General features: G+C 71.8%; 24 protein-coding genes. 12 read left to right on the top strand and 12 right to left on the bottom strand.

Features of this window, described 5'->3' with window-relative positions:
* Window position 1: 1 nt before the first annotated feature.
* The 4 genes from AB0C15_RS05945 to AB0C15_RS05930 all read right to left on the bottom strand — a co-directional run bounded on the left by AB0C15_RS05945 (window position 2) and on the right by AB0C15_RS05930 (window position 3,448).
* Window positions 2-412: a VOC family protein gene (locus AB0C15_RS05945; protein WP_357349111.1), complete on the bottom strand. Its 411-nt coding sequence runs from the start codon at window positions 410-412 to the stop codon at window positions 2-4.
* A 5-nt stretch (window positions 413-417) separates the two neighbouring features.
* Window positions 418-867: a helix-turn-helix transcriptional regulator gene (locus tag AB0C15_RS05940; RefSeq protein WP_357349109.1), complete on the bottom strand. Its 450-nt coding sequence runs from the start codon at window positions 865-867 to the stop codon at window positions 418-420.
* A gap of 105 nt (window positions 868-972) precedes the next feature.
* Window positions 973-1,932, bottom strand: a complete 960-nt coding sequence (gene ligD, locus AB0C15_RS05935; protein ID WP_357349107.1) for a non-homologous end-joining DNA ligase — start codon at window positions 1,930-1,932, stop codon at window positions 973-975.
* Window positions 1,933-1,963: 31 nt separating this feature from the next.
* On the bottom strand, window positions 1,964-3,448 hold the full coding sequence (locus AB0C15_RS05930; protein ID WP_357349105.1) for an MFS transporter: 1,485 nt from the start codon (window positions 3,446-3,448) through the stop codon (window positions 1,964-1,966).
* 75 nt (window positions 3,449-3,523) lie between these two features.
* Between AB0C15_RS05930 and AB0C15_RS05925 the strand changes: the two genes are divergently transcribed.
* The 3 genes from AB0C15_RS05925 to AB0C15_RS05915 all read left to right on the top strand — a co-directional run bounded on the left by AB0C15_RS05925 (window position 3,524) and on the right by AB0C15_RS05915 (window position 6,885).
* Window positions 3,524-3,958, top strand: a complete 435-nt coding sequence (locus AB0C15_RS05925) for a helix-turn-helix domain-containing protein (RefSeq protein WP_357349103.1) — start codon at window positions 3,524-3,526, stop codon at window positions 3,956-3,958.
* 102 nt (window positions 3,959-4,060) lie between these two features.
* Complete coding sequence (locus AB0C15_RS05920) at window positions 4,061-4,648, top strand: TetR/AcrR family transcriptional regulator (RefSeq protein WP_357349102.1); 588 nt, start codon at window positions 4,061-4,063, stop codon at window positions 4,646-4,648.
* Window positions 4,648-6,885, top strand: a complete 2,238-nt coding sequence (locus AB0C15_RS05915) for an MMPL family transporter (protein ID WP_357349101.1) — start codon at window positions 4,648-4,650, stop codon at window positions 6,883-6,885. The genes AB0C15_RS05920 and AB0C15_RS05915 overlap by 1 nt, the downstream gene beginning before the upstream one ends.
* 155 nt (window positions 6,886-7,040) lie before the next feature.
* Here AB0C15_RS05915 and AB0C15_RS05910 read toward each other — a convergent pair whose 3' ends face one another.
* Window positions 7,041-8,297: an erythromycin esterase family protein gene (locus tag AB0C15_RS05910; protein WP_357349099.1), complete on the bottom strand. Its 1,257-nt coding sequence runs from the start codon at window positions 8,295-8,297 to the stop codon at window positions 7,041-7,043.
* A gap of 129 nt (window positions 8,298-8,426) precedes the next feature.
* On the opposite strand from AB0C15_RS05910, the gene AB0C15_RS05905 reads away from it, so the two are divergent.
* On the top strand, window positions 8,427-8,618 hold the full coding sequence (locus tag AB0C15_RS05905) for a DUF2795 domain-containing protein (RefSeq protein WP_357349097.1): 192 nt from the start codon (window positions 8,427-8,429) through the stop codon (window positions 8,616-8,618).
* A 169-nt stretch (window positions 8,619-8,787) separates the two neighbouring features.
* On the opposite strand, the gene AB0C15_RS05900 is transcribed toward AB0C15_RS05905, so the two are convergent.
* Window positions 8,788-9,696: a Gfo/Idh/MocA family oxidoreductase gene (locus AB0C15_RS05900; RefSeq protein ID WP_357349095.1), complete on the bottom strand. Its 909-nt coding sequence runs from the start codon at window positions 9,694-9,696 to the stop codon at window positions 8,788-8,790.
* A 223-nt stretch (window positions 9,697-9,919) separates the two neighbouring features.
* Here AB0C15_RS05900 and AB0C15_RS05895 point away from each other — a divergent pair, with 223 nt between their 5' ends.
* The 3 genes from AB0C15_RS05895 (at window position 9,920) to AB0C15_RS05885 (ending at window position 11,239) form a co-directional block, all read left to right on the top strand.
* Window positions 9,920-10,306, top strand: a complete 387-nt coding sequence (locus AB0C15_RS05895) for a cupin domain-containing protein (RefSeq protein WP_357349093.1) — start codon at window positions 9,920-9,922, stop codon at window positions 10,304-10,306.
* A gap of 131 nt (window positions 10,307-10,437) precedes the next feature.
* Complete coding sequence (locus tag AB0C15_RS05890; protein ID WP_357349091.1) at window positions 10,438-10,830, top strand: hypothetical protein; 393 nt, start codon at window positions 10,438-10,440, stop codon at window positions 10,828-10,830.
* Window positions 10,823-11,239: a hypothetical protein gene (locus tag AB0C15_RS05885; protein ID WP_357349089.1), complete on the top strand. Its 417-nt coding sequence runs from the start codon at window positions 10,823-10,825 to the stop codon at window positions 11,237-11,239. The genes AB0C15_RS05890 and AB0C15_RS05885 overlap by 8 nt, the downstream gene beginning before the upstream one ends.
* A gap of 132 nt (window positions 11,240-11,371) precedes the next feature.
* On the opposite strand, the gene fabG is transcribed toward AB0C15_RS05885, so the two are convergent.
* A complete protein-coding gene (fabG, locus tag AB0C15_RS05880) occupies window positions 11,372-12,130 on the bottom strand; it encodes a 3-oxoacyl-ACP reductase FabG (RefSeq protein WP_357349087.1) in 759 nt (252 codons plus the stop codon).
* Window positions 12,131-12,173: 43 nt separating this feature from the next.
* Entirely contained in the window at window positions 12,174-13,826 is a 1,653-nt protein-coding gene (locus AB0C15_RS05875) for an alpha-amylase family protein (RefSeq protein ID WP_357349342.1), read from the bottom strand.
* An 80-nt stretch (window positions 13,827-13,906) separates the two neighbouring features.
* Between AB0C15_RS05875 and AB0C15_RS05870 the strand changes: the two genes are divergently transcribed.
* The 5 genes from AB0C15_RS05870 (at window position 13,907) to AB0C15_RS05850 (ending at window position 18,986) form a co-directional block, all read left to right on the top strand.
* Complete coding sequence (locus AB0C15_RS05870; RefSeq protein ID WP_357349085.1) at window positions 13,907-14,521, top strand: DUF1349 domain-containing protein; 615 nt, start codon at window positions 13,907-13,909, stop codon at window positions 14,519-14,521.
* 57 nt (window positions 14,522-14,578) lie between these two features.
* Window positions 14,579-15,250, top strand: a complete 672-nt coding sequence (locus AB0C15_RS05865; RefSeq protein ID WP_357349083.1) for a DedA family protein — start codon at window positions 14,579-14,581, stop codon at window positions 15,248-15,250.
* A 155-nt stretch (window positions 15,251-15,405) separates the two neighbouring features.
* The gene (locus AB0C15_RS05860; protein ID WP_357349081.1) at window positions 15,406-16,542 is read left to right on the top strand and encodes a glutamate--cysteine ligase; all 1,137 of its coding nucleotides are present in this window, start codon (window positions 15,406-15,408) and stop codon (window positions 16,540-16,542) included.
* Window positions 16,543-16,565: 23 nt separating this feature from the next.
* Window positions 16,566-17,945, top strand: coding sequence for an FAD-dependent oxidoreductase (locus AB0C15_RS05855; RefSeq protein ID WP_357349079.1), 1,380 nt, complete (start codon window positions 16,566-16,568; stop codon window positions 17,943-17,945).
* A 72-nt stretch (window positions 17,946-18,017) separates the two neighbouring features.
* A complete protein-coding gene (locus AB0C15_RS05850) occupies window positions 18,018-18,986 on the top strand; it encodes a LacI family DNA-binding transcriptional regulator (protein WP_357349340.1) in 969 nt (322 codons plus the stop codon).
* A 254-nt stretch (window positions 18,987-19,240) separates the two neighbouring features.
* On the opposite strand, the gene AB0C15_RS05845 is transcribed toward AB0C15_RS05850, so the two are convergent.
* The 4 genes from AB0C15_RS05845 to AB0C15_RS05830 all read right to left on the bottom strand — a co-directional run bounded on the left by AB0C15_RS05845 (window position 19,241) and on the right by AB0C15_RS05830 (window position 22,963).
* Window positions 19,241-20,194: a carbohydrate kinase gene (locus tag AB0C15_RS05845; RefSeq protein ID WP_357349077.1), complete on the bottom strand. Its 954-nt coding sequence runs from the start codon at window positions 20,192-20,194 to the stop codon at window positions 19,241-19,243.
* Window positions 20,191-21,456 (bottom strand): AGE family epimerase/isomerase, encoded by a 1,266-nt coding sequence (locus AB0C15_RS05840; RefSeq protein ID WP_357349075.1) that lies wholly within the window; start codon window positions 21,454-21,456, stop codon window positions 20,191-20,193. The genes AB0C15_RS05845 and AB0C15_RS05840 overlap by 4 nt, the downstream gene beginning before the upstream one ends.
* Window positions 21,457-21,689: 233 nt before the next feature.
* Complete coding sequence (locus AB0C15_RS05835; RefSeq protein WP_357349073.1) at window positions 21,690-22,115, bottom strand: nucleoside deaminase; 426 nt, start codon at window positions 22,113-22,115, stop codon at window positions 21,690-21,692.
* Window positions 22,112-22,963 (bottom strand): LLM class flavin-dependent oxidoreductase, encoded by an 852-nt coding sequence (locus AB0C15_RS05830; RefSeq protein WP_357349071.1) that lies wholly within the window; start codon window positions 22,961-22,963, stop codon window positions 22,112-22,114. Before AB0C15_RS05830 ends, AB0C15_RS05835 begins: the two co-directional genes overlap by 4 nt.
* Window positions 22,964-22,974: the final 11 nt, after the last annotated feature.

The following is a 22,974-nucleotide window of genomic DNA, read 5'->3' as shown; positions in this document are numbered from 1 at the left end:
CTCAGCGGACTTGCTGGATGCGGACCATGTTGCCCGCCGGGTCCCGGAAGGCACAGTCGCGCACACCGTACGGCTGATCGGTCGGCTCCTGGACGACCTCGGCGTCGCTGGCCTCCAGCTTGGCGAAGGTGGCGTCGAGGTCGGTGGTGGCCAGGTTGACACCGAAGTAGCTGCCCTTGGCCATCAGTTCGAGGATGGTCTGCCGTTCGTCGTCGGTGATGCCGGGGTTGGCGGCCGGCGGGTGCAGGACGATTGCGGTGCTGGGCTGGCCGACCGGCCCGACCGTGATCCACCGCATCCCCTCGTAGCCGACGTCGAGGCGGACCTCGAAGCCGAGGATGTCGCGGTAGAAGGCCAGGGATGCCTCCGGGTCGGTGTGCGGCAGGAAGCTCGAGTGAATGGTGATGTCCATGCTGGTCACGCTAGTCGCGCCGCGGTGACCCGCGCTTCTCGATTCCTGACCGGTCTGGTCACCTGCTTCGCCACGCACGACGGCATCCCCGCCGTCGCCTGAGCCGCCTGCCGCCGGTAGACGCTCGGCGGCACGCCCACCAACTCGGTGAAGCGGGTGCTGAAGGTGCCCAACGACGAACAACCGACCGCGAAACAGACGTCGGTGACGCTCAGGTCGCCACGGCGCAGCAGGGCCATCGCCCGCTCGATCCGCCGGGTCATGAGGTAGCTGTACGGAGATTCGCCGTAGGCGAGCCGGAACTCGCGGCTGAGGTGCCCGGCGGACATGTGCGCGCCACGCGCCAGCGCCTCGACGTCAAGCGGCTGCGCGTACTCCCGGTCGATCCGGTCGCGGACCCGGCGCAGCCGCGCCAGGTCGCCCAGTCGCTGGGTCGCGTCGGGTTTGCTGCTCACCTGGGAAATCGTGCCACAACCCACCGACAATCGGCCGCGCGCCGGGCGCGAGCGGAGGTCGTCGGAGCAGGTCAGCCCCCGCTCGCCGGGCGCGGGTGGGGGCGGTCAGCCGGCTTCGCGGCGGGCGCGGGCCCGGCGCTTGCCCTCGTGCATGGCCTGTACCCGGGCGACCGGGATGGTCCGCCCCTCGGTGACCAGATCGGCGGGGAGTGGTTGCGGGGCCGGCATCAGCGCGGCCCACGGGTCAGCGTCGGCGAGCAGTGCGGGCGCGGTCCGGATGGTGAAGTCGGCGGGGGTCACCTCGGTCAGGTCGGCCCAGTCGACCGGAAACGAGACCGGCATTCCGGGGCGCAGCCGGGGGCTGTACGCGGCGGCCACCGTCGCCCCGCCCGCCCGGGTGGCGTCCACGAAGACCCGGCCACCGCGGTCCTCCTTGATGTACGCCGTGGTGGCCAGCGCCGGGTCGAGCCGTTCGGCGCGGACGGCGAGCGCCCGGGTGGCGGCGGCCAACTCCTCGGCCGTGGGTTCGTCGGTCACCGGAACGAACACGTGCACGCCCTTGGCCCCGCTGGTCTTGACGGCGCCGGCCAGACCGGCGTCGGCGAGCGCCTGACGGACCAGCAGGGCGGCGTCCACGGCCGCGCGGAACCCGTCGCCGTCCGGTGGGTCGAGGTCGAGGACCAGGTGGGTCGGGCGGTGCAGGTCCGCCACGGTGGCAAGCGTGGGGTGGTACTCCACCGCCCGCTGGTTGGCGAACCAGAGCAGGGTGCGGCGGTCGTCGCAGAGGGCGTAGGAGATCTCCCGGTGCGAGGCCTCCGCCCAGACCGGCGCCCGGCGGACCCAGTCCGGGGTGTAGCGGGGCAGGTTCTTCTGCATGAACGGCGGCTGGCCGGGGCGGACCCTGATCACCGAGAGCGGCCGGCCCCGCAGGTGCGGGACGATCCGGTCGCCGACCGCGTCGAGGTAGTCGACCAGATCACGCTTCGTCGCGTCGTCGCGGTCGGACAGCGGCTGGTCCAGGTTGGTCAGGGCCACGCCGTCCCGGGTCTCGTCAGCCTTGGTCACCCGACCACCCTCGCGGCCGTACCGCCGTCGGTCAACCGGACGCGGCGCTTCGGTACGGATCGGTTCCGGCACCCACAGTCGCCGGGCCGGACGGGTCGGCGGCCGACGCCGGCCCATCCGGGCGGCGGGGCAGGGTGGTCAGCGCCACCAGCCATGCGGCGACCACGAGACCGGCGGCCACGGCGAAGGCGGTCCGGTAGCCGCCGGCAAGCGCGGCGGCCTCGCCCCAGCCGACGGCCCGCAGGCCGTCGCTGCGGGCGGCGGCCAGGGTGGCGAGCGCGGCCAGGCCGACCGCGCCGCCGACCTGTTGGGTGGTGTTGGCCAGGCCGGACGCGAGCCCGGCGTCCGTGTCGGTCGCGCCGGCCATGGCCAGGGTGGTGACCGCCGGCAGGGTCAGGCCGCCGGCCACCCCGAAGATCAACATCGCCGGGAGTACGTCCACCACGTAGACGCCGTCGACCGGGAGCCGGGCGAGCAGGAGGAAGCCGACGGTCGCCAGGACGAGCCCGACCAGCAGTACGGTCCGGGCACCCCACCTGGCTATCAGCCGACCGGCCAGGCCGAGTGAGACCACGGCGATCACCACCGGGGTGGGCAGGAAGGCCCAGCCGGTCGCGGCGGCGTCCAACCCCAACACCAGTTGCAGTTCCACGGCGAGCAGGAACTGGAACCCGAAGTACGCGCAGACCATGAGGAACTGCACGGCGTTCGCCGCCACCAGACCCGGGACGCGCAACACCCGGGACGGCACCAGCGGGGTCGTCGCCACCCGTTGACGCAGCGCGAACCCGCCCAGCAGCAGCGCCGCGAGGGCCACCGCGCCAAGCGTCCGGAGGCTGGCCCAGCCGTGTACGCCGGCCCCCACGATGCCCAGCACGGCGGCCATCAGCCCGCCGGTCGCCAGCAACGCGCCGGGCAGGTCCAGGCCGGCCCGCAGGCCGATCCCCCGTTCGGCCGGGAGCCGGCGCCGGGCGACGAGCAGAATGACCGCACCGATCGGCACGTTGACCAGGAAGATCGTCCGCCAGCCGGCGGCCTGGGTGAGCACCCCTCCGGCGACCGTGCCGACCGACGCACCGGCCGCGCCGGTGAAGCTGAAGACGGCGATGGCACGGGCCCGCTCGACCGGTTCGGGGTAGAGCCGGACGATCATGCCGAGGCTCACCGCCATGGCCAGCGCCCCGCCGACGCCCTGCCCGAACCGCGCGCCGACCAGCAGGGCCGGCCCGGTCGCGACGGCGCAGGCCAACGAGGCCACTGCGAAGAGCGCTACGCCGGCCAGGAAGACCCGCCGCCGTCCGAGCAGGTCGCCCAGCCGACCGGCGAGCAGCAGCAGCCCGCCGAATGCCACGAGGTACGCGTTGACGACCCAGGCCAGACCGGCGGCGGTGAAGCCCAGGTCGCGTTGCACGGCGGGCAGTGCCACCGCGACGACGGTGCCGTCCAGGATGATCATCAGGCTGCCGGCGCAGAGCACCAGCAGAGCCGGCCAGCGGGATGGGACGCCACGTTCCACGAGCTTCCTCCTTGGTGCACGGTTTGTTACCGAGGTCATCGTCTGTGACCATGAACCGGAGCGGAAGGAGGCACTTTGATGTCCCAGAGGAACAGCGATGTGTCCGAGCTGGTGCAGGCCGAGCTGACCTGCGCGGCCGAGAACGTGCCGTTCACCCCGGGTCAGGCTCGGGCGTGCACCGTCCGCGAGGTCCTGGACCGGGTTGGCGGCAAGTGGAGCATCGGCATCCTCGTGGCCGCCTCGCACGGACCTGTGCGGTTCACCGAGTTGGAGCGGCACATCGAGGGGATCAGCCGGCGGATGCTCACCCTGACGCTGCGCAACCTGGAACGGGACGGCCTGCTGCACCGCACGGTCTACCCGACCGTCCCGCCCAAGGTCGAATACACCGCCACCCCGATGGCGCTGGAGCTCTACGAGTCACTTGTCGCGCTGACCAGCTGGGCCGAGCGGCACCGCCGGGCCATCGCCGAGGCGCGGACCAGGTACGACGCCGAGCACGCCGACTGACACCGCGCCGGGGTGTGGTGAACGCCACCGCTTCTGCCTGACCGATCGGTCAGGGTCTGACCGATCGGTCAGGCATGCTGGTCTGCGGGAGGTGGGCCGGGCATGGTCAGAGCGGTACCCGACACGCACGGCGAGATCCTCGCCGCGGCGGCGCGGAGGTTCACGGTGACCGGCTACCGGGGCACCTCCCTGCAGGACATCGCCCGCGAGGTCGGGTGCTCCAAGGCCACCGTGCTCTACCACTTCGCCAACAAGGAAGCCCTGCTGGCCGAGCTGATGGCACCCGCGATCGGCGTGCTGCGCGACCTCGACGACAAGCTCATCGGCCTGACCGGAGCGGCCGCCCAGGAGGTCGCCGCACAGGGCTTCGTCGACCTCGCGGTCCGGTTCCGGCAGGAGATCGCGGTACTGCGCGGCGAGTTCCCCGAGCTGCTGTGCCAGCCGGCCTTCGCACACATCCAGCAGATCTCCGACCGGCTGCGGGACGCCCTCGCCGGGCACTCCGACCGGCCGGGTGCCCGGATCGCCGCGCTGGTGCTGCTCGCCGGCATCTCCGAGGCGTGCGCCGAGTTCGCCGACATCCCCGACGACGCACTGCGCCTCGCCCTGCTCACCCTCGCCCGGCGGGCCGTCGAACCCGTCGAGACACCCCTGCCCCATCCACCCACGACCGAGGACAAGGACTCCTGATGGCCACCCTGCTCTACCGGCTCGGCCGGGGCGCGTTGCGCCGGCGACGGCTCGTCGTCGCGCTCTGGCTCGTCGTACTCGTCGTCGCCGGCCTGGCCGCGGCGACCCTGCGCGGCCCGACGGCGAGCAACTTCACCATGCCCGGCACCGAGAGCCAGCGCGCGCTCGACCTGCTGGCCGACCAGTTCCCCGCGGCCAGCGGCGCCACCGGCACCATCGCGATCAAGGCACCCGCCGACGGCCAGCTGGCCACCCCGCAGGGTCAGGCCGTGGTGCAGGAGCTCGTCCAGCAGGCGTCGACACTGCCCGGTGTGGTCGGCGCGGTCAACCCGCTCCAGGTCGGCGCGGTCTCACCCAACGGCCGGTACGCGCTGGTCCAGGTCCAGTTCGCCACCGGCGGGGACGACGTCACCGACGAGCAGCGCGAGGCGTACGAGAACGTGGGCGCGGCCGCCAAGGCACAGGGCTGGCAGGTCGCACCGGGCGGCGAGGTGCTCGGCGGCGAGCCGGAGATCGGCTCCACCGAGGCGCTCGGCGTCCTTGTCGCCGCGATCGTCCTGATCATCACCTTCGGCTCCCTGGTCGCCGCCGGCATGACGATGCTCAACGCGCTGATCGGCGTGGGCGCCGGCATGGCCGGACTGTTCGCGCTGAGCGGCGCCGTCCAGCTCACCAGCACCGCACCGATCCTGGCGCTGATGCTCGGTCTCGCCGTCGGCATCGACTACTCGCTCTTCATCACCTCCCGGCACCGGCAGAACCTGCTCGACGGCCTGTCACCGGAGGAGGCGGTCGGCCGGGCCGTGGGTACCGCCGGCTCGGCCGTGGTCTTCGCCGGCGCGACAGTGGTCATCGCCCTGGCCGGGCTCGCCGTGGTGGACATCCCGTTCCTCACCGTGATGGGTCTCGCCGCCGCCGGCACGGTCACCGTCGCCGTGCTCGTCGCCATCACCCTCCAACCGGCGCTGCTCGGCTTCGCCGGCCGTCGGGTGCTGCCCCGCCGGTTGCGCGCCGTGCCCACCGCCACCGCCGCCACCGCCGACGAGGACGACTCGGATGTCACCGACCGGCCGACCGCGCCGACGACGACCACGACCACGACCGAGGAGCGCAACCGGTTCGGCTTCCGCTGGGCACGGATGATCACCCGCTTCCGCGTACCGGTCATCCTGGTCGGTCTGCTCGGCCTGGGGCTGCTCGCGCTGCCCACGCCGGACATGCGGCTGGCCCTGCCGGGCGCCGCGACGGCCGCCGTCGGCTCACCCGCCCGGGTGGCGAACGACCTGACCGTCGAGGGCTTCGGCGCGGGCTTCACCGGCCGGCTCGCGGTGGTGGTCGCCGGTGACACGCCACAGGCCACCTCGGCCGCCGTACCGCAGGTCACCGCCCTGCTCCAGCGCACCGAGAACGTCCTCGCGGTGGCACCGCCGCAGCTCAGCCCGGACGGCCGGACCGCGCTGCTCGGCGTGGTGCCGAAGACCGGCCCGACCGACGAGGCCACCGAGACCCTGGTGCACGACATCCGAGGCGCGGTGGGCGGAATCTCCGACGCGGACGTGCTGCTCACCGGCGTCACCGCGATCGGCATCGACGTCTCCGAGAAGCTCTCCGACGCGCTGCCGGTCTACCTGCTGCTGGTGGTCGGGCTCTCGGTGCTGCTGCTGATGCTGGTGTTCCGCTCGCTTCTCGTGCCGATCAAGGCGGCGCTGGGCTTCCTGCTCACCGTCGCCGCCACGTTCGGCATCACGGTGGCCGTCTTCCAGCAGGGGCATCTCGCCGACCTCGTCGGCCTGGACACGCCCGGCCCGCTGATCAGCTTCCTGCCGATCCTGCTCATCGGCATCCTGTTCGGGCTCGCCATGGACTACGAGGTGTTCCTGGTGTCGCGGATGCGGGAGGACTTCGTCCACGGTGAAACGGCCCGCCAGGCCACCATCAGCGGCATGGGACACGGCGCACGGGTCGTCACGGCCGCCGCGCTGATCATGATGTCGGTCTTCGGGGGCTTCGTCTTCCTGGAGGACCCGGTGATCAAGTCGATGGGCTTCGCGCTCGCCATCGGCGTCGCCATCGACGCGTTCGTGGTCCGGATGACGATCGTCCCGGCGGTGATGTCACTACTCGGCGACCGCGCCTGGTGGCTGCCCCGCTGGCTCGACCGCGCCCTGCCCAACGTGGACATCGAAGGCGAGGGCCTGCGCTCCCACCTCGAGGACCGCACCCCAACCCACGTCTGACCCGCCCCCGCTCCACGCCGTCGATCATGGAGTTGTGGTGCCCGTCGTGCCCCGATCAGAGGCCTTCGTCCAGCACCACAACTCCATGATCGACGCAGTCAGGTGCGCCGGGTGGGTCAGGTGCGTCGGGATCGGCGGGTGCGGCCGACCGTGGGTCAGACGCCGGCCGGGTAGGTCTGCATCTCGCCCGGGACGGCCGGCACCGGCAGCGGGTGCAGAGCTGTGGTGTCGTCGCACCAGATGAACGCGTCGTAGCGGTCGCCGAGCCGTGTCGGCACGTAGTTGCCCCAGGACTCGAACGACGGGTCGTAGACCACCCCGATCGCCCGGTGGTCCACGGTGTCGGTGACCCAGCCCGGCTGGTCCTCGCCGCCGAAGATCAACACCGCCCGCTCCGGCATCAGCTCGTGCAGCCGCCGCTCGATCGACCCCTCCCGGGCCGGGGGCACCACCATCGCCTCGGGCGGCGACCCCCAGCGGGGTGCGGCGATCACCGTGCCCCGGTAGCTCCCGAAGCCGACCAGGGTCACCGCGTCCTCGCCGTGCCGCTCCCGGGCCAACTGACCGATGTTGACCATCCCGTCGGTGGCCATGTCGGTGGCCCGCGCATCCCCGACGTGCGTGTTGTGCGCCCAGACGATGCCCCGGGCATCCGGGCCGTAGTGGTCCAGCAGCCGGTCCAGAGTGTCCTGCATGTGGGTGTCGCGGATGTTCCACGAGTCGGGCCCGCCGGCCACCATCGCCCGGTAGTAGCGCTCGGCACCGGCCACCACCTCCGCGTTCTGCCAGGCCGAGAAGCGGTCCGGGCCGTCGGAGAGGGCGTGTTCACGGGTCCGGGCGAGCAACCGGACGACCTCCTCCTCGCAGCGGGCGGAGACGAACCGGCTCGCCGCGCCGTACTCCTCGACCCTCTTGCCGTACGGCTCGAAGCACCGGTACGCGTCCTGCGCCGCCTCGAGTGACTTCGGGTCCTCCTCCCCCAGGTAGTCGAAGATCGCCTGCATCGACTCCCAGAGGCTGTACACGTCGAGCCCGTGGAACCCGGCCCGCTGCTCCTCCGGCCGCTCCACGTTCCAGGACCGCAGCCAGCTCGCGAACCGGGCCACCTCGGCATTGGCCCACATCCAGGTCGGCCATCGCTCAAACTGGTCGAGTGCGAGCTGCGGTTCGAGTGCGCCACCCGGGGCGGCCGTCACCGAACGGTGCACCCGATCACAGTCGGGCCAGTCACCCTCCACCGCGACGAAGGAGAAACCACACTCCGCGATGAGCCGGCGGGTGAGCTGCTCACGCAACCGGTAGTAGTCGTAACTGCCGTGGGTGGACTCACCGATCATCACCACCCGGGCGTCGCGCACGCGCTCCAGCAACGGGTCGAAATCGCTCGGCGCGCCGAGCCGCTGAACCAGCATGCCAGCGGCTACCCGGCCGCCGCTGCGGCAAACCGTGGGCGCGTCGCGGGCCGACACGCCGGCCGCCGGGCCCGTCGCGGGTGCCAACCCAGCCGGTGTACGACCACCGCGATCGGGTAGCCGCCCGACATGACCGTCACCGGGGTGCAGTTGCAGGAGTACCTGGCCGGGCTCGACTACCCGGTCTCCCGGGAGGACCTGATCCGCTGGGGCCAGGAGAACGGGGCCAGCACGGCAATGCTGCAGATGCTGCAGGCCCTACCAGCAGACCAGTTCGACTCCCCCGACGAGCTGAACGCAGCCCTCTCCACCCCCACCTGAACCGACCCCAACCCCCCACCCCGAACCCCCCCACCCCACCCCCACCCGCCATGCCTGCGGTGATCAAGACGTTTGCGTCATGCCGACCGGCGTGTCGTGACGCAAACCTCTTGATCACCGCAGAAATGGGGGGTGGGGGGGTGGGGGGGGGTGGGGGTTCGGGGTTGGGTTAGGGGTGGGGGACGGGGATGGTGCGGGATTGGGTTCGGGCGGTTTCGGCGGCGGCGATGATGGTGACGACCTCGCGGCCGAAGCGGACGTCGCAGCGGTGGTCCCGGGTGCCGGCCCGCACCTGCTCGATGAGCTGGTCGATGGCGACGCCGAACGCGGTGGCGGCGTCGTTCTCGCCGTACGGGACGTTCTCGATGCCGTTCTCGCCGTAGAAGACGAACTCCCGGGCCATCGACTCGGTCGGGGCGTCCAGGGAGAGCGAGGCGCTGCTCGTGGCACCGCCCTCGTGGGTGAGCAGCAGGTGGACCATCCCGCTCGGCCCGTCCATCGCGGCCACCTGCGTCACCCGACCCAGCACCGGCAGGAGGATCGAGAGGGCGTGCGGGGCGATGTCCCAGAGCGCCCCGTGCTCGCGGCGCCACAACGAGCCGCCGTACGGGCTGCCGTCCTGGAAGATCGACGCGAACGCGGTGGTCCGGCCGTGCTGCCAGCCCCCGGCGGCGGCGGTGGCGGCGAGGAACGCGGTCACGTTCGGCTGGAACCGCTGGGTGAAGAAGACGACCGAGGCGACCCCGGACTCGTCGGCGGCGGCCACCACGCGGTCGGCGTCGGCGACGCTGAGCGCCAGCGGCTTGTCCAGCAGCAGGTGCCGGCCGGCGCGGGCGGCCCGGACCGCGATGTCGGCCTGGATGTCGGGCGGCAGGGCGACAGCGACCGCCTCGCACTGCTCGATGAGCGCGTCGACGTCGGCGTACGCGGGCACCCCGTAGCGCTCGGCGAGCGCGGAGGCGCGCTCCGGGTTGCGACCCCACACCCCGACCAACTCCGCGTCGGGATGAGCGTGCAGCGCCTTCCCGTGCGTCTCGATAGCCCAGTGACCGGTGCCGAACAAGCCGAACCGCAGCACGTGTACCTCCGCTGTTTCCCCGCACCGTGGCAACGCCACGGACGTGATCCACGCTAGTCGCCCCGGCGGTCCTGACGGCGGCGGGTTCGACCAATCGAAGCAGCTCACCCTCGCTTGCGGGGCTGCGGGCGAGCCGCCGAGGGCTGGTGGCACCCGGGGTCCGCCGGGCACCGCCCGAGCCATTCTCGGCAGCCTCAGGTCCGATTGCCGCCAGACACCCCAGGTGGAGCGCGGCAGTCTCGACGACATGGAGACCGCGAATCCAGCGACCACCAGCGGTGTCGTGACGTTCGACCACTGGTACGACTTCACCGAGGGCGGCCCCGTGCACCGGGCGCTGCTGCCGTTTCCGTCGACGGCGCCCGCCCCGTTCGAGGTCGCTCGCTGGTCGGTGGCCCCGAACACCTCCAATGACCTGGACGTTCATCGGTCCCGTGAGGTGTGGGTCATCGTGTCCGGGGTCGGGACCTTGACGTTCGCCGACCGGACGGCCGTCCTGCGGGCCGGAGACGTCGTGGCGATCGACAGCAGGGTGCCGCACCAGATTCGGAACGACGGCCCGGATCCGCTGCTTGCCGTCTCGGTCTACTGGCTGCAAGCCGGGCACTGACGCCGCGCGAGACGCGTGGGCACCGGAGCGGCAGGCGGGAGCACACGTCACATACGGAGAGGCAGGGCAGCCCTTTACTACGACGGTTAGTAGGCTGTGCCGGTGACCGAGGCAACGACCGGGCGTCTCCGGTGACCAGCGTGGGCGCCGACTCACCGGTGGACGGGATCGTCGCGACCGTGCCGATCGTGCTGTCACTGCTCGTCGCGGTGTGGGCGCTGGTGGCGGCGGTACGCCACCGGCCACCGGACCGGGTGCAGGTCGTCGGTCTGGCCGTACTCGAAGTGGCGTTGCTGGTATTGACCGTGCTGGCGCTCGTCGCGGTCGGCGGCGGGGATCGGCCCGGCGAGCCCGGCGCATTCTTCGGCTATCTGGTCACGCTCGTGTGCCTGCCGCCACTGGCCTGGGTGCTGGCCCGGATGGAGCCGACCCGCTGGGGCTCGGCGATCGTCTGCGCGGTCTGTCTGGTGGCCCCGGTGGTGGTGGTCCGCCTGCAGCAGACCTGGGAGGTGCTCGGTGGTTGAGGCAGGGCCGGCTCGACAGCGTACGAACTCCGGGCCGGGTCGGCTGCTGATCGCGGTCTACCTGCTCTTCGCCATCGCGGCGACGAGTCGGGCGGGACTGCAGATCGCGACCAAGTTCGACGAGGCGCCGGTGGCGTACCTGCTCTCCGGGTTGGCCGCGCTGATCTACATCGTGGCCGCGGTGGGGTTGGCCCGCGCCGGGCACGCCGGCCGACGGGTGGCACTGGCGTGCTGTTCCGTGGAGCTGGTCGGGGTGGTCGTGGTCGGCATCCTGAGCCTGGCCGACAAGGAACTCTTCCCGGACGAGACGGTCTGGTCGCAGTTCGGCAGCGGGTACGGCTACATCCCGCTGGTGCTGCCGGTGCTCGGGCTGATCTGGCTCTGGCGCACCCGCCGCGCACCCGCCTGACCCGCCGGCGAGGACCCGGCGACCACAGGGCGGCGACCACAGGGACCGGGCGAGGACCCGGCGACCATCAGGTCGGGCCCCGGCGACGAGGGCGTCCCCGTCCTGGGGAGCGCCCTCGTCCGGGGTACGGGGTCAGTCCCGCGGGCCGCCGGCGACGTAGATGACCTGACCGGAGACGAAGCCGGCGCCCTCGCTCGCGAGGAACGAGATGGTGTGCGCGACGTCCTCCGGCCGGCCCGGACGACGGACCGGGATCTCGGCGGCGGCGTGCTTCTGGAAGTCGTCGAAGTCGACCTTCATGCGGGCGGCGGTGGCCGCGGTCATGTCGGTGACGATGAAGCCGGGCGCGACCGCGTTCACCGTCACCCCGAACGGGCCCAACTCGATGGCGAGCGTCTTGGTGAAGCCCTGCAGACCGGCCTTGGCGGCGGCGTAGTTCGCCTGACCCCGGTTGCCGAGCGCGGAGGTGCTGGAGAGGTTGACGATCCGCCCCCACTTCCGGTCCACCATGTGCTTCTGGGCGGCCTGGCTGAACAGGAACGCGCCGCGCAGGTGCACACCCATCACCGTGTCCCAGTCGGCGTTGGTCATCTTGAACAGCAGGTTGTCGCGGAGCACGCCGGCGTTGTTGACAAGCACGGTGGGCGCGCCCAGCTCGGCGGCGACCCGGCTGACCGCCGCCTCGACCTGGTCCCGGTCGGACACGTCGGCGCCCACCCCGAGCGCCCGGCCGCCGGCCGCGGCGATGGCGTCCACGGTCTCCTTGGTGGCCGCCTCCTCGATGTCGACCACGGCGACGACCATTCCGTCGGCGGCCAGCCGTCGGGCGGTGGCCGCGCCGATGCCACGTGCGGCTCCGGTGACGATGGCGACGCGGGACTCCTCCGACATGATTACCTCCCGGTAATGTGGGGTCGATCGGAGGAGCTTAACGTCAACAGGCCGACCCTCGGCATAGGCGAATCCACCGGTATCCGTGGCCGGAGACCTTCACCGCGCCGAGCTTGCCCAACTCGCCGTAGCCCTGGTCGGCAAGCACGTCGATCGGCAGGTCGGCCTCCGACTCCAGGCTGCTGAGGTCCACCTCGACGTCGTCGGTGCCCAGGTTGTGCAGGAAGACCATCGTCCCGGTCGGCCCGTCGGCCCGGTGCGCGAGCACTCCGGCGGGCATCGCCACGTCGATGTGGGTCGTCGAGCCGGAGCCGATCTCCGGGGCCTCCCGCAGCGTACGGATCATGCGCTCGAACCAGGCGAGCAGCGACTTCGAGTCGCCCCGCTGGGCGGTGACGTTGACGTTCTGGTAGCCGAACTCACCCTTGTCGATCACCGGACGGACCAGCTTCTCCGGGTCTGCCGTGGAGAAGCCGGCATTCGGCTGGTACGACCACTGCATCGGGGTACGGATCGCCTCCCGACCGGGCAGCGACAGGTCCTCGCCCATCCCGATCTCCTCGCCGTAGCGCAGCACCGGCGTGCCGCGCATCGAGAACTGCAGGGCGTACGCCAGTTCGAGGTGCCGCCGGTCGTTGCCGAGCATCGGGGCCAGCCGGCGACGGATGCCCCGGTCGTAGATGCGCATGTTCTCGTCCGGGCCGAACTTCGCGTACACCTGGTTGCGCTGTTCGGTCGTCAACCGGGACAGGTCGATCTCGTCGTGGTTGCGCAGGAAGGTGGCCCACTGCCCGCCGACCGGCAGCTTTGGGGTGTCGCGCAGCGCCTCGATCAGCGACTCCGGGTCCTCGCGGGCCAGGGCGAGCATGAGCCGCCCGTTGAGCATGAAGTCGAAGAGCATGTGGATCCGGTTGCCGGAGCCGCTGGTGTCGCCGAAGAACGTGGGGAGCTGGTCCGGCTCGACGTTCGCCTCGGCCAGCAGGACGGCGTCGCCGCGGCGCCACTGGACGTGCTGACGCATCTCGGTGAGGAACTCGAAGTCCTTCGGGGAGTTCGGGTTGCCCGGCTCGGTCAGCTCGATGATGAACGGCACCGCGTCCATCCGGAAGCCGGAGACGCCGAGCTGGAGCCAGAACGACATGATCTTCTTGACTTCGTCACGGACCTGGGGGTTGGCGAAGTTGAGGTCCGGCTGGAACTTGTAGAACCGGTGGTAGAACCACGCCTTGGCGGTCCGGTCGTAGCTCCACGTCTCGTCCTGCTCACCGGGGAAGACCATGCCCTGGTGGCGGTCGGCCGGCTCGGTGTCGGACCAGACGAACCAGTCCCGGTAGGGCGAGTCCGGCGAGGAGCGGGCGGACTGGAACCACGGGTGCTCGTCGGAGGTGTGGTTGACCACCAGGTCGATGATCACGCGGATGCCCCGGTTCTGCGCCTGGTGCAGCAGCTCGGCGAAGTCGCCGAGGGTGCCGAAGCGCGGGTCCACGTTGTAGAAGTCGGTGACGTCGTAGCCGTCGTCGCGGTTGGGCGACGGGTGGATCGGGTGCAGCCACAGGCAGGTGACCCCGAGTCGGGCCAGGTAGTCCAGCCTCCCGATCAACCCACGGATGTCACCGACCCCGTCGCCGTCGGAGTCGGCGAACGTGTCGATGTCGAGGCAGTAGACGACGGCTTCGGAATACCAACGGTCACCCATGCCGAAGAAATCTCTCCAGTTGATCACCGCGGCAAACCAGCCGGGCCGACCGGCGACCGCCGTGGGTTACCGTGCCCGACATGGAGAACGACCTCGTACCGCCGAGCGAACTGTTGGACTGGTCCCGGGGCCGCTGGCTGCACCCACCGGTACGCGTCGAGGACGGCCCGGCCGGCGAGCTGGTCGTCGAGCCGGCGGCGGAGAGCGACTTCTGGCGGCGGACCAGCTACGGCTTCGTGCACGACAACGGCCCGGCCCTGCTGGCGCCGCTGCCGGTGGGCACCGCCATGGAGGTGAGCTTCCGGCTCGACTTCTCGGCCCAGTTCGACCAGGCCGGAGCGTTCGTCCGCGTCGACGAACGGACCTGGACCAAGGCCGGTGTCGAGGTCAGTGACGGCGAGGCGCAGCTCGGCGCGGTGGTGACGCGCGAGTTCTCCGACTGGTCGGTGGGGCCGGTGCCGGAGTGGGCGGGCCGGGAGGTGACCGTCCGGGTCAGCCGCGCCGGCGACGCGCTGACCGTCCGCGCCCGGGCCGACGACGAGCCGTGGCGACTGGTCCGGCTCGCCCCGCTGGACCCGGCCGCCGACGCGACGGCCGGCCCGTTCTGCTGCGCGCCGTCCCGCGCCGGTCTACGGGTGGTGTTCACTGGTTGGCGGCAGGGGCCGGCGGACACCGCGCTGCACCCGGAGGTGTAGGTCCGGCCCAGGTGGGTATGACCCTCCGATCCCCAGGAGCCGACCGGAAGGACGACCATGGCGTACGCCCAGGCTGGCGACCCGTCCGAGTTCACCGGGTTGACCGGCTGGGTGGCCTCGGTGATCGAGGTGATGGGCCCGGTCGGCGTGGCGCTGCTGGTGGCGTTGGAGAGCATCGTCCCGCCGATCCCCAGTGAGATCGTGTTGGCGCTCGCCGGTTTCCTGGCGCACGAGGGCAAGTTCAACGTCTTCGTCGTGGTGCTGGCCGCGACCGTCGGCTCGCTCGTGGGTGCGCTGGTCCTCTACTGGCTGGGCGCGGCGCTCGGTGAGGAGCGACTCAAGCGCTGGCTGGACCACATCCCGCTGGTGGACAGCGACGACCTGGAGAAGGCCGACAAGTGGTTCGAGCGGCACGGTCGCTGGGCGGTGCTGATCGGCCGGGTGGTGCCGGTGGTCCGCAGCCTGGTCTCCGTGCCGGCCGGGGCCAACCGGATGCCGATGGGTGAGTTCATCCTGCTCACCACGATCGGCAGCGGGGTGTGGAACGGTCTCATCGTGGGGGCCGGTTACGCGCTGGGGAGCCGCTGGCAGGACGTCGCGCGTTACAGCGACTGGTTCAACTACGCGATCGTCGCGGTCTTCGTCGTGATGGTGGTCAGCTGGGTGATCCGTAAGGTCCGCAAGCGCCGGGAACGCGACGACCGGCGGTCGGTGACCGCCGGTCGCTGATCCGGCACCCGCTGTCACCCCGCCCGGCCGAAACCAACGGCCCGCCCCGGGCACGACGTGACGCCGCCACGTTTCCCGGCATCACCACGTTGGGTAACCAGGCGAGGGACCGACGCGGACGGACCGCGAACGGTAGGAACGGACGGGTGATGTCGATGACCGGTCAGGTGGCGGAGGCGCTCAGCGACAGGGCTGCGGCCACCGGGTTGCTCACCGTGGGTGTCGAGGAGGAGTTCCTGCTCGTCGACCCGCACACCGGGGCCGCGGTCCCGGCCGTGGACCTGGTCATGGAGCAGGTTCCGGCCGAACTGCGCGGGCAGGTGGAGCGGGAGTTCCAGACCAGTCAGATCGAGATCGGCAGCCCGCCCGGCCTGGAACTCTCCTCGATCCGACACTCCCTCGGCGTCCTGCGTCGGGCGCTCTCCGACGCCGCCGAGCGGGCCGGCGTACGCCTGCTCGCCATCGGCACCGGCCCGGTGGACGGCCCGGTCCCACCTGTGGTGGACAAGCCCCGCTTCGACCGGATGATCGAGCGGTTCCGGCTGCTCGTCCCCGGCCCCGGCAACAACGGCATGCACGTGCACGTGGGGGTGCCCGACCCGGACACCGGCGTGCAGGTGCTCAACCACGTACGGCCGTGGCTTCCGATGCTGCACGCGGTGACCACCAACTCGCCGTTCTCCCGTGGCGAGGACACCGGCTACGCCAGTTGGCGCTCGGTGGAGTGGGAGCGCTGGCCGTCGGTGGCACCGACGCCGTTCCTGGAGTCGCACGAGCACTACCAGCGGCTGATCCGCCAGTTGATCTCCAGCGGGGTGATGCTCGACGAGGGGATGCTCTACTGGTACGCCCGCCTGTCGGCGAAGTACCCGACGGTGGAACTGCGGATCGGCGACGTCTGCCCGTCGGTGGACGACGCGGTGCTCGTCGCCGCGCTGGTCCGGGCGCTCGTGGCCACCGCCATGGCGGATGTCGAGGCCGGCCGGCCGGCGTTGCAGACCGACCACCACCTGCTGGTCGGGGCGCACTGGCGGGCCGCCCACGACGGCCTGGAGGGCGAGGCCGTCGACGTCACCAACGGTGAACTGCGCCCGGCCTGGGAGCTGTTGGACCGTTTCGTGGAGCGGATGCGCCCGGCGCTGGAGCAGCACGGCGACTGGGCCGAGGTGACCGACCTGCTGGGCGGCCTGCGCCGGCACGGCAGCGGCGCGGCACGGCAGCGCGCGGTGTTCGAGCGCACCGGCCGGCTCACCGACGTGGTGCAGGACGTCGCACGGCAGACCCGCGGCTGATCACCACGTGACAGGATGAGTCCGTGGCGCAACGGCTGATCGTCATCGGCGGGGACGCCGCCGGAATGTCGGCGGCGTCCCAGGCCCGACGCCGCCGCAACCGCGACGACCTGGAGATCGTGGTCTTCGAGCGGGGCAACTTCACCTCCTACTCGGCCTGCGGCATCCCGTACTGGATCAGCGGCCTGGTGCCCGGCCCCGAGGCGTTGATCGCCCGCGACCCGGAGACGTTCCGCACCGAGTACGCGATGGACGTCCGGATGCGCCACGAGGTCACGGCCATCGACCTGGACCGCCGCGAGGTGGTGGCCCAGGACCTGACCGGCGGCGGCGAGGTCCGCGAACGCTTCGACGACCTGGTGTACGCCACCGGCGCGGTTCCGGTGAAGCCGCCATGGGCGGTCACCGACGCGGACGGCGTGTTCGGCATGCAGACCCTCGACGACGGTGCGGCGCTGCGCGAGTGGCTGGACGCCGACCCGCAGCCACGCCGGGCCGTGGTGGTCGGCGGCGGGTACATCGGCGTCGAGATCGCCGAGGCGCTGATCCTCCGCGGCCTCTCGGTGACCCTGGTCGAGGCGGGCGAGCAGCCCATGGCCACCGTCGACGCCGAGATGGCCGAACTGGTCGCCGACGCCATGCGCGGTCTCGGCGTCACGATCCGCACGAGCCTGCCGGTGAGCGGCCTGGAACAACGGGACGGCCGGGTGTCCGCCGTGGTCACCGCCGAGGGGCCGATTCCGACCGACGTCGTGGTCATGGGTCTCGGCGTACGCCCCAACACCGCCCTCGCCGAGGCGGCCGGCCTACCCCTCGGGCCGACCGGCGCGATCCGGGTCGACCGCCGGATGCGGGTGCCCGGGCTGCCCGGGGTCTGGGCTGCCGGCGACTGTGTGGAGACGCTGCACCGGGTCAGCGGGTTGCCGGTGCACGTGCCGCTCGGCACGCACGCCAACAAGCAGGGCCGGGTCGCCGGGATCAACATCGGCGGCGGGTACGCCACCTTCGCGGGCGTCATCGGCACGGCGGTGACCAAGGTCTGCGACCTTGAGGTGGGCCGGACCGGCCTGCGTGAGCGGGAAGCCACGGCAGCCGGCTTCGAGTTCGTCTCGGTGATCGCCGAGTCGACCAACCGGGCCGGTTACTACCCCGGTGCCCGACCGATGACCGTCAAGCTGATCGCCGAACGACCCAGCGGCCGGTTGCTCGGCGCGCAGATCGTCGGTTGGTCCGAGGCGGCCAAACGGATCGACACACTGGCCGTGGCGCTGTGGAACGGCATGACGGTGGACGATATGACGGCACTGGACCTGGGCTACGCTCCGCCGTACGCGCCGGTGTGGGATCCGGTGCTCATCGCCGCCCGAAAAGCGGTCGACGCGCTCGCCGCCCTCGACCGTTGACCCGCGCCCGCCGTGGAGGACCACCCCGTGACGCAGACCCCGATCCGGCCGACCGTACGTCGGCGTCCCACCATGGTCGACGTGGCCCGGCGCGCCGACGTCAGCCTGAAGACGGTCTCCCGGGTCGTCAACGACGAGCCGGTGGGGCAGGAGTTGGTCGGCCGCGTGCTGGCCGCCATCGCCGAACTGGGCTTCCGGCGCAACGACATCGCTCGTAACCTGCGCTCCCGGCAGCTCAACGCCACCGTCGGGCTGCTCATCGAGGAGATCGCCAACCCGTTCTACGCGACCATCGCCAGCGTCGCCGCCGAGATCGCGGCGGCCCACGGCACCATGCTGATCACCGCCTCGTCGGAGGAGGACGCGGAGCGGGAACGCGCCCTGCTCCAGGACTTCACCCAGCGCCGGGTCGACGGTCTGCTCGTGGTGCCGGCGGGCCTCGACCACTCGTTCCTACGCCGTGAGGTCGAGCTGGGCATGCCCGTGGTGTTCCTGGACCGGCCACCGCAGGGGCTGCAAGCCGACGCCGTGCTGCTGGACAACCGGGGTGGCAGCCAGGCCGGGGTGGGCGCGCTGCTCGACGAGGGGCACCGACGGGTGGGCCTGCTGCTGGGTGCGCCGAGTGTGCCCACCATGCGTGAGCGGCTGGCCGGGGCACGGGCGGCACTCGCCGCCGCCGGGGTCGAGCCGGACGAGTCGCTGGTCCGCGAGCGGCTCATCGCTCCCGAGGAGGCCGGGCGGGCGGTCGCCGCGTTGCTCGACCTACCGGAACCACCCACCGCGTTCTTCTGCGCCAACAACCGACTCACCGTCGGTGCGCTCCAGGAGCTGCACCGACGGGGCAGTGACGCCGCCCTGGTCGGCTTCGACGATTTCGAGCTGGCCCACCTGATGCCCCGACCGCTGACCGTCGTCGCCTACGACACCAGGGAGTTGGCCAAGGTGGCCACCGAGCGCCTCTTCCAACGAATCGCCGGCGACGACACCCCGCCCACCACGACAGTCCTCCCCACCAAGCTCCTCAAACGCGGCCTGACCTGACCCCCGGCCCTGCCCGGCCCCCCTCGCCCTGCCCGACCCGCCCGTGCCCAACCCGCCCGCGCCCCGCCCCGCCCTGCTCGGCCCGGCGCGCCCTGCCCGCCCCGGCGCGCCCTGCCCGCCCCGTCGATCATGGACTTGTGGTGCCTCACATATGCCGCAAAGCGGTGTTGAACGCCCACCACAAGTCCATGATCGACCGGTGTCGGTGCCGGTGCCGGTGCCGGTGCCGGTGCTCGTGCCGGCGGCGGCGCGGGTCAGGTCGTGGGGGTCAGGAGGGCTTTCAGCTCCGCTCTTGTGGGCGGGTTGGCGCCTCGGCGGGCGCAGGTCAGCGCGGCCACCGTGGCCGCCTGCCGGAGCACCACACCCCACTGCGGGCCGGTCACCGTGGCGAGCCGGTCGGCCGGCCGGTCACCGAGCGCGTCGAGGTCGGCGAGCGCGGCGAGCAGGCCGCCGGTGAACGAGTCGCCGGCGCCGACGGTGTCGACCACCGTGGTGCGCACCGCTGGCTCCTCGTGCAGCGAGCCGTCGGGCGCGAGCAGCCAGACGCCCTCCCCGCCCCGGGTCACCACGGCGCAGGACACCCCGGCCGTACGCCACTCGGTCATCACGTCGGCCACCGAACGGTCCGGGTAGAGCCAGGCCAGGTCCTCGTCACTGGCCTTGACCAGGTGCGCGAGGCGGATCTGCCGGCGTACCCGCTCCTGCTCCGCCGCCCGGTCGGTGACGATGCTCGGCCGCAGGTTGAGGTCGATGGAGACGGTGAGCCCGTCCCGCTGGTGTTCCCGGGCGAGCAGGCCCTCAAGCGCCTCCGCGCCGGGTGCCAACGCGAGCGCGAGGGACCCGCTGTGCAGCGCGACCGCCGGCGACCCGGCCAGTTCGGGCAGTTCCTGCGGCGTCCACTGCCAGTCGGCGGCGCCGGCCAGCCGGAACTCGTAGCTGGCCTGCCCTGCGGCGTCCAGGGTGGCCACCGCCACCGAGGTGGGCTCCTCGGCACGGACCGCCCATTCCAGGCCCACCCGGTTGGCGCTCAGGTGCTCGACGAGTTGCCGACCGTGGTCGTCGCTGGCCAGCCGGGCCAGCAGTCGTACCGGCTGGTCGAGTCGGGCCAGGGTGACCGCGACGTTGGCCGGGGAGCCACCGGGCACGGCCCGCTGTCCCTCGGCGGTGACGACCAGATCGATCAGTGCCTCACCCGCGACGACGATCACGCGGTCACCTCCCCTGGTGCGAGCGGGCCGGGGCCGCCGAGGCCGTCGGCCGCGCGGGACAGAAGGACCGCCTGGTAGGCGTGGTAGACGTCCGGTCGGCCGTGCCAGACCGTGTCGGCGGGCAGGTTCTGCGCGTCCAACTCGTGCCGCCACCCGGTCCGGTCGACGAGGCTACGGCGGGCGTACGCCCAGAAGGTTCGGTACCAGTCGAGGTAGACCGCGTCCCCGGTGCGCCGGTGCAGGGTGACCGCCGCACCGATGGCCTCGGCGAGAACCCAGTGCATCCGGGAGCGCACGACCGGCCGGTCGTCCCAGTCGATGGTGTAGACGAAGCCGTCCGCGCCGTCGACAGCCCAGCCGCGACGGATGGCGGCGGCGAACAGGGCGCGGGCGTCGGCGAGCAGCCAGCGGGGTGGCTGCGGCAGCACCGCCTCCAACTCCAGCAGCAGCCGGGCCCACTCCAGCCAGTGCCCGATGGTGGAGCCGTACGGCCGGAACGGGTCGGCGGGCTGGTCCCGGTTGTAGTCGGGCAGCGCCGTCCAGTCGGTGGTGAAGTGCTCGGGCAGCCGCCAGTCGTGCCGGGCCGCCTCACCGTGCACGAGGTGGGTGGCGATCCGTAGGGCCCGGTCGGCCCAACTCGCGTCGGCGGTGGCGGCGGCAGCGGCGAGGAACGCCTCGACCATGTGCATGCTGCTGTTGGCGCCGCGGTAGTCCTCGGTGACCGTCCAGTCCCGGTTCCACGACTCACGGACCGCGCCGGCGTCGTCGTCCCAGAACCTGTCCCGTACGACAGCAAGCGCGTCGGCGAGCAGAAGGTCCGCGCCGGGGCGTCCGGCGCGTGCGGCGCTGGAGGCGGCGAGCAGCACGAACGCGTGGTCGTAGCCGGCCTTGCGGTCGTTGACGGGCGCCCCCTGCTGGTCCACCGCGCTGAACCAGCCGCCGTACCGCTCGTCGCGCAGCAGCGTGCTGAGCGCGGCGACTCCGTGGTCGACCAGGGCGGCGGCGTCCGGGTCGCCGCCCTGGTGGGCGAGGGCGGCGACGTGGGTCATCCGGCAGGTGATCCAGGTGTGGATCGGTTCGCCGCGATCCGGGGTGCGGTCGTCGGTGAGCCACCAGAAGCCGCCCTCGGGCCGGACCGAGCGGCGGGCGGTGTCGAGCAGCCTCCGGGTCTGGTCGACGAGGAACTCGTCCAGATCGGGCAGGTCTGGCGACCCTGCGGGAGCGGGGGTCGCTTCGGCGTCGGATCGGGGCACGTCGGTCATTTCAGCTGGTCACCGTCGGGTAGGAAAGGGACATACGGCCAGGATCGGCGGACGGAGCAGGTCCGCGCCGGAAAACCGTCAACGGGACACCGCGAACCGGTGCGGCCGGGAGAGGATCACGCGACAACCCTTTCCCTTTTGTCCGTTGACATCGTTGTCACGCCTCAACCCTGCTCCGGCAGCCGGCCGACTGTCAATTCCGGCTGCGTCACACCGCCCCCGGACAACTCCGGTCAGTAGTAGTCGTCGATCGGTTGACGCGCCTCGTCGAACAGCGCCGGCCCCTCGTAACGGACCGGGGGCAGCGCCGGGGTGGCCGGCTTGACCTCCTCGAACTGCTCGGTCGACAGGGCGTACACCACCCGCCCGAGGCCGGAGCGCTCGATCGCCGTCGCGCACATCGGGCAGGGTTGGCAACTGGTGAACATGGTGGTGCCGGCCGCCACCTCGGGAGAGAGTTCCCGAGCCGCCCAGCGGGCCAGCTTCAGCTCCGGATGGGCGCTGATGTCCGCATCGGAGACCACCGTGTTGTGGTCCTCGACCAGGACGACGCCGTCCGCGTCGACGAGCAGCGAGCCGAACGGCCGTTCGCCGGAAGCCCCGGCGCGGCTGGCGATCGCCACGGCGTGGCGGAGAAACTTCTCGTCGTCTGGGGTCATCGCTCCTCCTGGGATGTGCGGTACGCGGCCACGGCCGCAAGGGTTCGCCAGGCGCGTTCGGGCTGGCGGATCTCGGTCAGGTCGCCGTTGAACGGGTCCAGCACCACCGTCTCGGCACCGAGCGCGCGAAGCTGGTCGAGGTCGGCGACGATCTGATCGATGGTGCCGACACCGGCGAGCCGGTCCGGGGCGGCGATCGGCTCCCGGGTCTCCTGGAGCGCGATCCGGGGCACCAGTGCGGGCACCTGACGACCCAACTCGTCGGCGATCTCCGTCAACCGTCCGACCGCCTCGGCCAGCCGCGTCGGCGTCACCCGCAGCGGGTGCCAGGCGTCACCGAGCAGGACAGCGCGGCGCATGCCGGCTTCACTGTTGCCACCGACCCAGATCGGGATCGCACCCGTGTCGTAGTCCCCGGTGTCCTCCCAGGCCGTACGCATGGTGTTCAGGTACTCGTCGGTCAGCGCACCGCGCTGCCGGAACGGGACACCGAGCGCCTCGAACTCCTGCCGGGCCCAGCCGACACCGACGCCCAGGACGAGCCGGCCGCCGCTGAGCCGGTTGAGGTTCGCCGCCATCCGGGCGGTGAGCAGCGGGTGCCGGTACGGGACGATGAGCACGGTGGTGCCGAGCCGAACCCGGCTGGTCACACCGGCCAGCCAGGACAGGGTGGTGAACGGCTCGTAGAACGGCGCCGGATACTGCTCGGCCACGTCCGGCGTGACCGCGATGTGATCGGAGACCATCAACAGGTCGAACCCGAGACCCTCCACCGTCTGCGCCCACCGTCGCAGGACGTCAGGATCGGTGCCCGGGGCGAAGTTCGGTACGTTCACGCCAATCTGCACCCGTCCACGCT

This window comes from Micromonospora sp. NPDC048835 (genome assembly GCF_040649995.1).
Lineage (GTDB): Bacteria > Actinomycetota > Actinomycetes > Mycobacteriales > Micromonosporaceae > Micromonospora.
The sequence above is the reverse complement of the archived record's forward strand: the minus strand, read 5'-3'. Positions and strand labels throughout refer to the sequence as shown.

Coding starts and splice junctions, on each gene's coding strand:
- AB0C15_RS05870 (WP_357349085.1), top strand. CDS start 13,907: ATGGAGAACGACCTCGTACCGCCGAGCGAACTGTTGGACTGGTCCCGG.
- AB0C15_RS05875 (WP_357349342.1), bottom strand. CDS start 13,826: ATGGGTGACCGTTGGTATTCCGAAGCCGTCGTCTACTGCCTCGACATC.
- AB0C15_RS05945 (WP_357349111.1), bottom strand. CDS start 412: ATGGACATCACCATTCACTCGAGCTTCCTGCCGCACACCGACCCGGAG.
- fabG (WP_357349087.1), bottom strand. CDS start 12,130: ATGTCGGAGGAGTCCCGCGTCGCCATCGTCACCGGAGCCGCACGTGGC.
- AB0C15_RS05835 (WP_357349073.1), bottom strand. CDS start 22,115: ATGACCCCAGACGACGAGAAGTTTCTCCGCCACGCCGTGGCGATCGCC.
- AB0C15_RS05850 (WP_357349340.1), top strand. CDS start 18,018: ATGGTCGACGTGGCCCGGCGCGCCGACGTCAGCCTGAAGACGGTCTCC.
- AB0C15_RS05865 (WP_357349083.1), top strand. CDS start 14,579: ATGGCGTACGCCCAGGCTGGCGACCCGTCCGAGTTCACCGGGTTGACC.
- AB0C15_RS05910 (WP_357349099.1), bottom strand. CDS start 8,297: ATGCTGGTTCAGCGGCTCGGCGCGCCGAGCGATTTCGACCCGTTGCTG.
- AB0C15_RS05860 (WP_357349081.1), top strand. CDS start 15,406: ATGACCGGTCAGGTGGCGGAGGCGCTCAGCGACAGGGCTGCGGCCACC.
- AB0C15_RS05840 (WP_357349075.1), bottom strand. CDS start 21,456: ATGACCGACGTGCCCCGATCCGACGCCGAAGCGACCCCCGCTCCCGCA.
- AB0C15_RS05905 (WP_357349097.1), top strand. CDS start 8,427: ATGACCGTCACCGGGGTGCAGTTGCAGGAGTACCTGGCCGGGCTCGAC.
- AB0C15_RS05920 (WP_357349102.1), top strand. CDS start 4,061: ATGGTCAGAGCGGTACCCGACACGCACGGCGAGATCCTCGCCGCGGCG.
- AB0C15_RS05915 (WP_357349101.1), top strand. CDS start 4,648: ATGGCCACCCTGCTCTACCGGCTCGGCCGGGGCGCGTTGCGCCGGCGA.